The sequence below is a fragment of the Actinoplanes sp. NPDC049598 genome (assembly GCF_040675435.1).
In the GTDB taxonomy this organism is placed as follows: domain Bacteria; phylum Actinomycetota; class Actinomycetes; order Mycobacteriales; family Micromonosporaceae; genus Actinoplanes.
In genome coordinates this window covers 117,542-130,585 of record NZ_JBFAOX010000004.1, presented here as the reverse complement: position 1 = coordinate 130,585, position 13,044 = coordinate 117,542, and the positions used below count along the sequence as shown (strand labels likewise).

At 70.9% G+C, this 13,044-nt stretch carries 7 protein-coding genes; 5 read left to right on the top strand and 2 right to left on the bottom strand.

Annotation, left to right across the window (positions count from 1 at the left end; genetic code table 11):
- Positions 1-82: 82 nt before the first annotated feature.
- Entirely contained in the window at positions 83-970 is an 888-nt protein-coding gene (locus tag AB0J66_RS11955; protein WP_364658926.1) for an amidohydrolase family protein, read from the bottom strand.
- Positions 967-1,860 (bottom strand): SDR family oxidoreductase, encoded by an 894-nt coding sequence (locus AB0J66_RS11950; RefSeq protein WP_364658924.1) that lies wholly within the window; start codon positions 1,858-1,860, stop codon positions 967-969. Before AB0J66_RS11950 ends, AB0J66_RS11955 begins: the two co-directional genes overlap by 4 nt.
- 86 nt (positions 1,861-1,946) lie before the next feature.
- Here AB0J66_RS11950 and AB0J66_RS11945 point away from each other — a divergent pair, with 86 nt between their 5' ends.
- The 5 genes from AB0J66_RS11945 to AB0J66_RS11925 all read left to right on the top strand — a co-directional run bounded on the left by AB0J66_RS11945 (position 1,947) and on the right by AB0J66_RS11925 (position 12,959).
- Positions 1,947-2,381, top strand: coding sequence for a MarR family transcriptional regulator (locus AB0J66_RS11945; RefSeq protein ID WP_364658922.1), 435 nt, complete (start codon positions 1,947-1,949; stop codon positions 2,379-2,381).
- A 101-nt stretch (positions 2,382-2,482) separates the two neighbouring features.
- Positions 2,483-3,013, top strand: coding sequence for a hypothetical protein (locus AB0J66_RS11940; protein WP_364658920.1), 531 nt, complete (start codon positions 2,483-2,485; stop codon positions 3,011-3,013).
- Between the two features lie 26 nt (positions 3,014-3,039).
- Complete coding sequence (locus tag AB0J66_RS11935; protein WP_364658918.1) at positions 3,040-3,477, top strand: hypothetical protein; 438 nt, start codon at positions 3,040-3,042, stop codon at positions 3,475-3,477.
- 348 nt (positions 3,478-3,825) lie between these two features.
- Positions 3,826-6,732, top strand: coding sequence for an AAA family ATPase (locus tag AB0J66_RS11930; RefSeq protein WP_364658916.1), 2,907 nt, complete (start codon positions 3,826-3,828; stop codon positions 6,730-6,732).
- Between the two features lie 191 nt (positions 6,733-6,923).
- Complete coding sequence (locus AB0J66_RS11925; RefSeq protein WP_364658914.1) at positions 6,924-12,959, top strand: S8 family serine peptidase; 6,036 nt, start codon at positions 6,924-6,926, stop codon at positions 12,957-12,959.
- Positions 12,960-13,044 lie beyond the last annotated feature (85 nt).

Below are 13,044 nucleotides of genomic sequence, written 5' to 3'. Positions count from 1 at the left end.
GCAGCACCGCCGGCCGCCGTACGGCCATCGACCGGACACGTCCGTACTGTCCGGAACAGATCCGAACGTGCCGGACGGGCGATCAGGGCGGGGTCTCCTGTGGTTCGGTCAGGCCGAGCAGGCGGGCCGCGTTGTTCTTGAGGATCTTCGGGCGTACGGCCGGTTTGATGTCGAGCTCGCCGAAGTCGGCGAGCCAGCGGTCCGGGGTGATGACCGGGTAGTCGGAGCCGAAGAGCACCTTGTCCTGAAGCAGGGAGTTGGCGTAGCGGACTAGCTGCGGCGGGAAGTACTTCGGCGACCAGCCGGACAGGTCGATGTGGACGTGCTCCTTGTGCGTGGCCACGGCCAAGGCCTCGTCCTGCCAGGGGAACGACGGGTGGGCCAGGATGATGCGCAGGTCGGGGAAGTCGACGGCGACGTCGTCCACGAGCATCGGGTCGGAGTACTTGAGCCGGATGCCACCGCCGCCGCGTACGCCCGCTCCGATGCCGGTCTGGCCGGTGTGGAACAGGGCCGGCACGCCAAGCTCCTCGATGGCTTCGTAGAGCGGGTAGGCGAGACGGCCGGACGGGTCGAAGCCCTGCAGGCTCGGGTGGAACTTGAAGCCGCGTACGCCGTGGTCGGCGACCAGCCGCCGGGCCTCGCGCACCCCGGCCCGGCCCTTGTGCGGGTCGATGCTCGCGAACGGGATGAGCACGTCCGGGTGGGCGGCGCACCCGGCGGCCACCTCCTCGTTCCGGATGCGCGGGTGCCCGGTCAGGTGCTCGGCGTCGACGGTGAAGACCACGGCGGCCATGCGGCGCTCCCGGTAGTACGCGGCCATCTCGTCGATGCTCGGATGGCGGCGTCCCTGCGCCTTGAAGTAGGCCGCGGAGGCGCCGAGCAGCTCCGGGCCGAGCGACAGGTGCCCGCCGGGCCCGACCTCGGCGTGGGTGTGCACGTCGATGGCGGTGAGGGCGTCGAGGTTCATCTCAGGCCCTCGGGCGCCTTCGGGGCCGGAATGCCGTACGTCTCCAGCTCGCCGAAGTCGTGGGCGGCGATCGCCTCGGCGCTCCATCCGCCGTCGGCGAACGCGACCGTCTTCTCCTGCGGGTGGGCCCACAGCGCCAGCCGGTCACCGCCGACGCCGATCGCCTGCCCGGTGATGGTCTTCGAGGCGTCCGAGGCCAGGAAGGTGATGAGGCCGGTGACGTCGCCGACCGAGCCGAGGCCTTCGTCGCGGCGCAGCCAGGCGGGGTACGGCTCGCCCTTCTCGAGTACGGGGGCGAAGGCCGGGATGGTCTTGGTCATCTCGGTCGCGGCGACCGGCACGACGGCGTTGACGGTGATGCCCGCCCGGGCCAGCTCCAGCGCCCAGGTGCGCGCCATGGCGGCGATGCCCGCCTTGGCCGCCGCGTAGTTCGTCTGCCCGAAGTTGCCCCGCTGCCCGGCCGGCGAGGAGATCAGGATCAACCGGCCACCCTCGCCCTGCTCACGCAGGCGCACCGCGGCCGCGCGGGCGCAGGTGAAGGTCCCGCGCAGGTGTACGCGGACGACCGCGTCGAAATCCTCGTCGGTCATCTTCCACAACACCTTGTCCCGCAGGATCCCGGCGTTGGTGACCAGCACGTCGAGCCGGCCGAACTCGCGCACCGCCGTCTCGACCAGCGCCTCCGCGGTCGCGGTGTCACCCACCGGCGCGCAGACACCCGTCGCCCGGCCACCGGCCGCCACTGTCGCGGCGACTGCGACGTCCACCGTTTCCTGGTCCACGTCGTTGACGACGACCGCGGCCCCCGCGGCGGACAGCGCGCGGGCGTATCCCAGCCCCAGACCCCGGCCACTGCCGGTGACGATCGCGACCTTGCCCGACAGATCCACGTTCCACCTCCTGGAACCAACAGGATTCCTGTCGATTGCAGTGTGACCGATGATCAGGTTTCCTGTCAATGCGCTACGGTGATCGAATGACCGCCCACCCGTCGCTGCTCTACCTCGTCAAGCAACTCGAGCTCGCGGTGCGCGCCCGCCTGGACGAGGTCGTCCGCGAGGACGGGATCACGGCCCTGCAGTACACCGCGCTGACCGTGCTGGAGCGGCACGACGGGCTGTCGGCCGCCCAGCTCGCCCGCGACTCGTTCGTCACCGCGCAGACGATGGCCGACATGGTCCGCAACCTGGAGACCCGCGGCCTCATCGACCGCGAGCGCAACGCCGCCAACCGCCGGGAACTGCTCATCCACCTGACCCCGGCCGGCCGGGCCCTGCTGGACCGGTTCGCTCAACCCGTACGGGCCCTGGAGAAACGCATGACCGCCCAGCTCGACCCCCGGCAGGAGGCCGACCTCCGGGCAGCCCTGGTCACCACGTGGCAGTCCCTGACGTCAACCACCCGGCCCTAAGTGGCCGGTCTCGCTCCACGCGCGCAGGTGGCCTCGCCGGACCCCACCGGCGCAGGAATCGCCGACGCGCGAGGCTCGCGGCAACCGGCGCCGGTCGACCCGTGTTCACCGCCGGCGCGACCGGCGATCACACCCTTTGCAGCACTCGGCGCTTCGGTCACCGGAACCTTGTCCGTCGCAGGCGACGGCACGATCAACGGATCGTCGTTCGCGGCACAACCGGTGTCCCGGCGAACAACGTCATGCGTACCGGAGATGGCGGCGCTCGTACCACGGCCCAGACATCGGGCCTGCCCGGTGTGACATTCGCCAACCCCCTTAATCGGAACACCACCGACGCCGCCGAGGTCAACCGGACGCTCGCCTGCGGCGACGCGCCCAGCATCTCTGGCAAGAGCTGCGATGAATATCCGCTCAAGTCGACCTACCAGGGCCTCGCCTACGGCGGCAGCCGACGGACGTTCGCCGGATGCAACGTCAGCGCCCCCACCGGCGTCACCGGCCCGACCGGCACGAGCGCATGCGTGATCACAGCCTCCGAGAACAACGCTCAGGGCGGAATCAGGGCGAAGTTCAACTACGACAACAGGGTCCTCAACGGCGACCCATTCCTGGTCAACATCAGCAGCTGAACTGAATAGCATTCCAGGAGCTGTACGTGATGACGGCACCGAACTTTCGTGTGAGGTGCCGCCATCAGCACCTCGCGGCCTGGGACGACGTCGCCGAGGTGAGCCTTTACTGTCCGCGCGGCGCGCTCACCGTCGAGCGGCTCGAATACGGTCCCTTCGACCCACGCCCGGACCTTCCCGTGCTCAGCACACAGGGTCCCGGCCACTACCGCCTGCGCGTCTTCGCCAGCGGCCGGGACCGCGACTTCGACAAGGTCGTTGACGACTCGGCCGAACGCTTCCATGTCGTCGCCTGGCCCGCACCCGCGGCCCCCGCGCTCATCGTCAAGGCAACCAGTCGATGCGGATACGGATTCCGCTTGTCCGCGGCAACCTCGCCGCCTTCCCCCCAACAGCCATTCCCCGAGACGCAGGAGGCCACCAGCCACCAGGCGATGCTCGACCGCGCCCTCCGCGGCGAGTAGCCAACAACATGGCCGCCGCTTGGGCGGACAGCGGCGGGGACAGCGCCGACAGGCAGAGCTCCGGCCGGCTCGCCGCAGTCAGCCCCACCGTGGAGAACAGACCAAGGTCGGCCCCGCCGACGCCCTGTATCGCCCACCCGTGATCGGCGATCAAACCTTGATCCGGACCAGATGTGCCTGTACGGCTTCGACATCGTTCACCCGACAAAGATGGACCAGCCGGGGCTTGCACCCTCGAGTCATCCACAGTTGCCGCCACCGAAGAAGCCCCCTGTGGAAAACTACGCTGATCAATTGCAAACTGGCGGGTCTTGTGCCCGAGCATCGAAAAGCGCCATCATCACGCCCATGCTCGACCGCTCGCCGACCGTTTCCGCGCCGCGTTTCGTCGGCCGGGATCGGGAGACAGCGGCTCTGCGGGACGCGCTGGCCCGGCCGCCGGCGATCGTGCTGGTGGAGGGGGAGGCGGGGATCGGTAAGAGCCGGTTGCTGCGCGAGTGGCTGGCCGCGCCGGGCGAGCGTACCGCCCTGGTGTCGGTGTGCCCGCCGCTGCGGGAGTCGCTGACGCTGGGGCCGATCGTCGACGCGTTCCTCGGCATCGAGGGCCCGTTGCCGCAGCTCACCGAGCTTGCGGGGGCGTTGCGGCCCCTGTTCCCGGAATGGTTCTCCAGCCTGCCGCCCGCGTTGCCGCCCTTGGACGATGCCAAGGCGGCCCGGCATCGCCTCTTCCGCGCTCTGGATGAGTTGCTGCGGGCCTTGAAGGTCGATGTTCTCGTGCTCGAGGACGCGCACTGGGCCGACGAGGTGACCCTGGAGTTCCTGCTGTTCGTCCTCTCCCGGCAGCAGTCAGGCGGGATCAGCCTCGTGATCTCCTACCGGCCGGAGGAGGTGGACGACGGATCGCTGTTGCTGCGGCTGACGTCCCGGTTGCCGGCCGGCGTGACCCAGCTGCGGATCGCCCTGGCGCCCATGCCACCCGGCGACACGGCGGCGCTGGTCTCGTCGATGCTGGACGGCAAACCGATCTCGCAGGAGTTCACCACGTTCATGCACGACCGGACCGGCGGTGTCCCGCTGGCCGTGGAGGAGTCGGTCCGCCTCATGTGCGACCGGGCCGACCTCGTCTTCCGCGACGGGCAGTGGGTCCGGCTGAAGCTGCGCGAGCTCCAGGTCCCGCCGACGGTGCGCGACTCCACCCGGGAGCGGGTCAGCCGCCTGTCGCCGGCGGCGCAGCAGGTGTTGCGCGCGGCGGCCACGTTGGCCGAGCCGTCCTCGGTGGACACCATCGCGATGACCGCCGACCTGTCAGCGGCCGGGAGCCGATCCGCCATCGCGGAGGCGGCTGCCGCCGGTGTCCTGGACGGGGACGACCGCGGCCGGTGGCGGTTCCGGCACGTGCTGGCCGCCACTGCGGTCTACGAGGCGATCCCGTTGACCGACCGCCGGCCCTTCCACCTGCTGGCCGGCCGGGCCTTGGAGCACCTTCAACCCCCGCCGGTGGCGCGCCTCGCGCATCACTTCCGCGAGGCCCGTGAGACGGGCTCCTGGGCGCGGTACGCCGAGCAGGGCGCCGAGCTGGCCATGGCGTCGGGTGACCACACCAAGGCGGTCGGCCTGCTGGTCGATCTGCTGTCGTGGGCCGTGCTGCCGCCGGGGGACCGGGCGCGGATCGCGCGGATCGCCGGCGTGGCCGCGCTGGGCCGCCGGGAACCGGTCGACGAGGTCTACCACCGCGTGATCCGTACCCTTCGGTCGGTGCTGGACACCCCGGGCCTCTCCGCCCGCCAGCAGGCCGAGATCCGCAACCCCCTGGGCCGTCTCCTGATCACCGGGGGCGAGGCGCAGGCCGCGCTCAGCGAGCTGGAGCAGGCGGTGGGCAACCTCGACCACGACCCGTTCGAGGCGGCCCGGGCGATGACCTATCTCGGCTGGGCGTACGCGGGCCCGTGGCCGGCCGCGACCCATCGGCGCTGGCTGGACCGCGCCGCCGAGCTGACGGCCCGGATCGACTCCCCCGCGCAACGGCTGAACCTGGCCGGGAACCGCGCCGCGGCGTTGCTCATGCTCGGCGAACAGGAGGCCTGGGACGTCGTGGCCGGCCTGCCCGTCGACGGCGCGACGGCGGCGGAGCGTCTCGACGTGGCCCGCATCCACGTCAATGTCGGCACCGGGGCGCTGATCTGGGGCCGGTACGCCGACGCCGAGGAGCACCTGGCCGTGGCCATGCGCCTGGCCGAGGCCGAGCAGGCGTCCCGGTTGCAGCACAACGTCCGGCTCGAGCAGGCCAACCTGGCGTGGAACACCGGCCGGTGGGACGGCCTGGCGGAGACGAGCGCGGCCCTGGCCGACGCCGACCGGGACCGGCCGGCGCACTACCTCGGCAGCATCCGTCTGGCGGCCCGGCTGGCGGCCGCGGCCGGGCGGCGGCGGGCCGCGGAGGAGCAGTTCCGGCTGGTCCTCGAGGAGTCGACCCGGCTCGGCGCGGTCGACGACACGATGGAGGCGGCCGCCGCGCTGGCCCGGTTGTGGCTGACGGACGGGAACAGCCGCCAGGCGCTGCGGATCACCGACGAGCCGTTGGACACGGTACGGCGTAAGGGGATCTGGATCTGGGCCACGGACCTCGTTCCGGCCCGGATCGAGGCGCTCCTCGCTTCCGGTGACCCGACGGCCGCGACCCGTCTGGTCGACCAGTTCGCCCGGGGACTGCGCGGTCGTACGGCACCGGCCCCTCGCGCCGCGCTCGCCACGGGCCGGGCCCTGCTGCTGGCCGCGAGCGGCGACCACGCTCGGGCGGCCACGGCCTTCGACCGGGCGGCGCGGGCTTGGAGTGCGCTGCCACGGCCGTACGACGCCATGCGCGCCCGCGAGCTCCAGGCCGAAGCGCTCATGTCCCAGGATCCTGAAAGGGGCCGCGAACTCCTGGCGGCGCAGTACGAGCAGCTGTTCCGGCTGGGCGCCCGCGGCGACGCGGACCGGATCGCCCAGCGGCTCCGTGAGCACGGCGCCGAGGTTCCGCGGTTGTGGCGCGGCGGCCGGCGCGGCTACGGCGACCAGCTCTCCCCTCGCGAGCTCGACGTGGTCCAGCTGATCGTCGCGGGCAAGACGAACCGGGAGATCAGCCGGATCCTGGCCAAGTCACCGGCCACGGTGGACCAGCAGCTGCGCGCGGCGATGCGCAAGCTGAAGGTGAGCTCCCGCACCGCGCTGGCGGTCAAGGCGGTCGAGGCCGGCGTGTTCGCCGATGAAGATTGACGTATCTGCTTAATAGCTAAGGTCCCTCGGTCCCGCCGAGCATGTCTCCATGATTCATAGCCCGTGGCCGATGCGTGTCTGAGTGGCCGGTCGTCGACGACGACGAGCAGCCGCCACCTCTCGAGCCGTTGCCGGAGCCGCACGACGACGCCGACGACCCCTACGAACCCGTGTAGGCGGAAGGGACCCCCATGAGATTCAAAACCCTTGCGGCCACGCTCGCCGCAGCGGTCGGCCTGAGCATGCTCCAACAACTACCGGCGTCTGCGGCGGAGCCCGACCCCACCCCGTCCGCCAAGCTCGCACCGAGCCTCAAGGACCGCTTCCGCGCGCAGCCGTCCTCCGACTTCTGGATCACCTTCGAGAGCAAGGCCGACCTCGGGCCGGCGAAGAAGATCGCCGACTGGACCGCTCGGGGCCGGTACGTCTACGACGCCCTGACCGCGGCCGCGAAGCACTCCCTGGCCGTCGTCTCCCCCGAGCTCGACCGGGCCGGCGTCAAGTACACCTCCTACCCGATCGCCAACGCCGTGCTCGTCAAGGGCGGCACCGAGAAGCTCGCCCTCGACGTGGCCGCGCGGGTGCAGGTGGCCGCGATCCACGCGACGCCTCAGGTCGCGCTCGTCGACCCGGTGAAGGAGAAGACGCCCGACGCCGCCCGTGCCGAGGACGACACCGTCACGTGGGGCCTGGAGGCCATCCACGCGCCGCAGGCGTGGGCCATGGGCGCCACCGGCGCCGGCATCACGGTGTCCAACCTCGACTCCGGCGTGCAGTTCGACCACCCGGCCCTGGTGAAGCAGTACCGCGGCACGAAGCCCGACGGCACCGTCGACCACAACTACAACTGGATGGCCAGCCGGGGCTCGTGCACGGGCGCGCCGTGCGACGACAACGGTCACGGCACGCACACCATGGGCACCATGGTCGGCGTCGACGGCGCCGACCACGTCGGCGTCGCCCCGGACGCGCAGTGGATCGCCACGAACGGCTGCTGCGACAACACCGGCGTCGAGTCGCTGCTGCGCTCCGGCTGGTGGCTGCTCGCACCGACCGACCTCCAGGGGAACAACCCCGACCCGTCCAAGCGCCCCCACGTCATCAACAACTCGTGGGGTCAGAACGTCGAACACGACTTCGACGACTTCTTCCAGGCCGTCGACGAGGCCTGGACCGCCGCGGGCATCTTCAGCACCTGGTCGTCCGGCAACAGCTCGCCGTACGCGGCCTGCGACACCGTCTCCTCGCCGGGCGCCGCCCAAAGCGCGTACTCCGTCGGCGCTCTCTCGCCGGACGGCACGCTCGCGTCGTTCTCCCGCAAGGGCGAGGGCGAAGGCGGCCGGATCAAGCCCGAGATCACCGCCCCGGGTGACGGCGTCCGCTCGTCCTTTCCGGGCAACGGCTACGTCGAGATGTCCGGCACGTCGATGGCGGCCCCGCACGTCGCCGGGGCCGTCGCCGACCTCTGGAGCTACGATCCGACCCTGATCGGCCAGGTCGACGAGACCCGCCGCCTGCTCGGTGAGTCGGCCACCGACGTCGACGACACCGAGTGCGGCGGCACCGCCGAGGTCAACAACATGTACGGCGAGGGCAAGCTCGACCTCGTACGGCTGCTGGAGCTCGCGCCCCGCAAGGGCGGCACCCTCACCGGTGTCGTCACCGCCGCCGGCAAGCCGGTGCCGGCCGCGGACGTGACGATCAGCGGGCCGTTCAGCCGGTCGATCGGCACCGACGAGGACGGCCGGTTCACGACGAACCTGCCGGCCGGCGACTACAAGCTCAGCACCAAGGTCTTCGGCTACCTGACCGCGACCGCCGACGTCACGATCACCCTGGGCCAGGACACCTCCGTCACGCTGCCGCTCACCGCCGCCGCGAAGCACGACATCAGCGGCCGGGTCGTCGACGACAAGAAACGGCCCGTCGCCAACGCCGACGTCTCCATTGCGGACACTCCGCTCAAGCCGGTCCGCACGGATTCCAGCGGGGCGTTCACGATCGCCGCGGTGCCCGAGGGCGCGTACGGCCTGGCCGTCAAGCCCAACGCCTGCTTCTCGCCCACCACGGTCCCGCTGACCGTCGGCGCGCGGAACCGGCCGCTCGAGATCCCGGTCGGGCTCGTCGTCGACAAGGGCGGCTACAGCTGCGCCGTCACCGAGGGCGAATACCTGCGCGGCACCGATCCGGTCACCTTCGGCAGCAGTGTGTGGGCCACGGTGAAGCTGCCGTTCCCGGTCGCGCTCTACAACGGCAGCCACGACACCCTCGGCATCGGCCTGCGCGGCGTCATCGCGCCGGACGGCGCCACCGGGCCCGGCTACGGCGGCGCGGGCGCCTTCCCGTTCTACGTCGAGAGCCCTGTCGAGTTCGCCCCCGGCGGTGGCGTCTTCACGGCCGCCACCAAGGTCAACGGCGAGGACGCGTTCGTCGTCGAGTACCGCAACGCCAAGCTGTGGGCCTATCCGACCCGGTCCGAGTACACGGAGCCGGTCAACTTCTCGGCCACGTTCACCCGCTCGGGCACGGTCATCTACGGGTACGGCGACGGCGTCGGCACCGACGACCCGGTGACCGCCGGCGCGCACGCCGTCACGGGCATCCAGGGCTGGGCCGGCGTCGACGGCATCCGGTTCTCCGACCACGCCCCGGTGTTGCGTGACGGCACGATCGTCACCTACGACCTGCCCGACTTCGGCTACCTCGACGCGACGGTCGCCGACCAGAACGACGGGCTGCCGGTCGCGGGCGCGAAGGTCTCGTTCAGCACCAAGGACGGGCTCGTCGAGGCCGTCACCACCAACGGGACGGGCCTGGTGCACCGCCAGCTTCCGGTCGGCGACTACACCATGACGGTCGAGGCGCCGAACTACACGACCGCGGCCTACCCCTTCGTGCTGGACAAGCTCTACGCGAAGGCCACGGTCGACGCCCGCCTGACCACGGGTACCGCCGGCCTCAAGGCCGACGGCCTCGACGCTCTGCTGGGTGCGGACCAGAACGGCCGGGGCTCACTCACGCTGACCAACAACGGATCGGCCCCGCTCACGTACAGCCTGGGCGAAGCCGCGCGGCACCCCGAGCTCGACGCCGCCGGCGCCACCGCGCGCACCGCCACGGGCGCGGCCAGCAAGATCGACCTGGCCGCGTGGAAGGCCGGCGCGAAAGGCATGAAGCAGTCGAGCCTCGCGGCCGCAGCGGTCGGCGCGACCTCAGGCGGCGACGTCATCACCCGGATTCCCATCCCCGGCACGATCGCGGAGAAAGAGCCCTCCGGCATCGGGTACGACGGCGACGTCTGGGTCCACGACTACAACAAGCGCACCAACACCGCCTACACGGTGACGGGCAAGAAGACCGGGAAGGTCTTCGACGCGTCCTGGAACCCCGACTACCGGGCGTTCGACATGGCCCTGGACACCAAGACCGGGGACATGTGCCAGATGGAGGACAGCCCGGCCAGCTACATCCACTGCTTCAACCGGGACACCGGCCAACAGACCCGGCAGATCAAGGGTGACTGGTCGACGTTGCAGCTGACCGGACTCGCCTACAACCCGGCCCAGGACGTCTTCTACGTCGGCGGCCGCGCGAACGGCATGATCGGCACCGTCGCCGGCACCTCGCACGACAACCCGGGCGCGCTCCTGTCCTTCTGCGCCCCGCCGCTGCCCGAGGTGATGGGCCTGGCCTACAACCAGGCGTCGGACACCATCTGGTACACCGACCTCACCTCGAACCGGCCGACCCGCCTGCTGCAGGTCGACCCGGACGACTGCTCGCTGGTCAACGCGTGGTGGTTCCCCGGGCAGAAGGCGGGCCAGGGCGGCGGCCTCGAGACCGACGCCACCGGCGCGCTGTGGGCGGCCGACCAGATCGCCGACGACGTCGTGCTCGTCGACGTCGAGGACGACCTGCTCACCGACCTGCCGTGGCTGTCGCTCTCCTCGACCGGCGGCACCCTCGCCCCCGGCCAGTCGACGACGGTCAAGGTCTCGCTCTCCTCGAAGGGCGTCAAGCCCGGCGTCCAGGGCGCGAACATCGTGGTCCGGTCGGACTCCGGGCGGCAATCCAAGACGTACGTCCCGGTGACCCTCACGACCACGAAGTACCAGGTGGGCGTCAACGCCGGCGGGGCCAAGCTCACCGACGGCTCCGGCTACACCTGGTCGGCCGACCAGGCCGCCGGCAAGAAGTCGTGGGGCTACGAGGGCAAGACGAAGGTCGTCTCCACGAGGGCCCCGATCGGCCCCCTCTTCCAGTCGCAGCGCACCACGGCCGACAAGAGCCTGTTCTACCGGTTCCCGGAGGCACCCCAGGGCACCTACGCCATCGATCTCGGGTTCGCCGAGATCGAGAAGGCAGGCAAGGGGAAGCGGGTGTTCGACGTCCTCGTGGACGGGGCGCTGACCGACTACGCGTACGAACCGCCGAACGCCGCCGACTGGCGTAAGGCTGTGGTGCAGCACAAGGGCGGTCCGCTGACCGTGGAGCTGCGCGGCTCGAAGGGCCTGAAGGCTCCGAGCATCGCCGCGCTGCGGGTGACGCTCGACCCGCGCGCCGACGCTGCTCCGCCGGCGGAGCAGCCCGAGCAACCGGACCCGGGCCCCGTGCCGGTGGCCCCGGCCGGTCGCTCGTACACGATGAAGGTGACCGACGGGCTCTACCGGCCGGGCACGCAGGAATCCGGCTGGCACGGTGACGACCTCTGCGGTCCGCTGTTCTTCGACGCCGGCTACCTGCAGCCGTTCTACGACACGGCCTGGGACGGCGTGTGCGTGACGACGAACGGCACGCTGGTCTTCGACCGGGCCAGCACGTCGGGGAGCAACACGGCCCTGCCGTCCTCGAACCCGATCGACGCGGTCTACCCGTTCTGGGACGACCTTCTCGTCGACGACGAGGCGGGCATCTACTTCGGCACGACCGAGGTGGACGGGGTGGCGGCGCAGGTCGTCGAGTGGCGCAACGTCACGTTCTACAGTGACCAGACCGCCCGCGTCAGCTTCTCGGTCACCCTGATCGCCGACGGCCGCATCCAGATCGGCTACGGCGACGGCGTCGGCGGCGACAACCCGCTCACCCAGGGCTCGTCGGCCACGGTCGGTGTGGAGAGCCTGAACCGCAACCCCGCGGCCCAGTACTCCTTCGACCAGCCTGTCCTGAGGGCCGGCCTGGGCCTGGAATACAGCATCCCAGCCGCCGGCACGATCGAGGGCACGGTCACCGACTCCAATGACGGCAAGCCGATCGAGGGCGCGATAGTCATGCTGGGAGAGAGGGTCATCACGACCGACGTGAAGGGCCGCTGGAAGGCCCAGGCGCTGGTCGGCGACAACGCCGTACGGATCGAGGCGCCGAACTACGTCGCCGTCACCCACCAGGTGACCATCGCCAAGAAGGACCAGGCGGAGGTACGCAACACAGCGCTGACCACGGGCATCGCCACCGTCACCGGCACGGACCTCGACTGGCTGCTCGACAAGGGCCGGAAGGCTACCGGCCAGGTGACCGTCACCAACAGCGGCTCGGCCCCGCTCCAGGTGCGGCTGAGCGAGGCCGCGGACCTTCCGTGGCTGACCCTCACGGGCGCGGCCGCCACCGGCACGGTCACCCTCGCGAGGGGGAAGTCCACCACGGTGACGGTGACGGCCGACAACAACGGCCTCAAGCCCGGCGTGCTCACCGGCAACGTGCTCGTGACGTCGAACGCCGGCAAGGGCGAAACCCAGCTCAAGCCGGTCCGCCTGGCCACGTCGGCCTACTGGAAGGCCGTCGACGCCGGCGGCTCGGGCTACGGCTCGTCGTGGTCGCCGGACCAGGCGCTCGGCTCACGGTCCTGGGGCTACGTCGGCGGCAAGGTGAGCACGACGAGGGCCGCCATCGCCGGTACCGAGGACGATGCGCTGTTCCGCACCCAGCGGACCGGCGAGACGTTCAGCTACGTGTTCAAGAACGCCCCCGCCGGCACGTACCGCATCGGCCTCGACTTCGCCGAGCTCGAGAAGGTCAAGCCCGGCCGGCGCGCCTTCGACGTCCTGGCCGACGGCAAGGTCGTGCTCTACGACCACGACGTACAGGCCAAGGTGGGCGCACTGACCGCCGACACGAACACAGCCACCGTCAACCACACCGGCGGCGACCTGAAGATCGTCTTCACCCGCGAGAAGGGCGAGGCCGACCCGATCCTCAACGCCCTGAAGGTTGAGGAGGATCCGCGCCTCTGAGTTGACCGGCCGTCAGTCGGAGCCTCCCCGCCGAAGAAGCCGGGGAGGCTCCGAGTCAGTCCCGAGCCAGGCGTGGGGTGGCCGA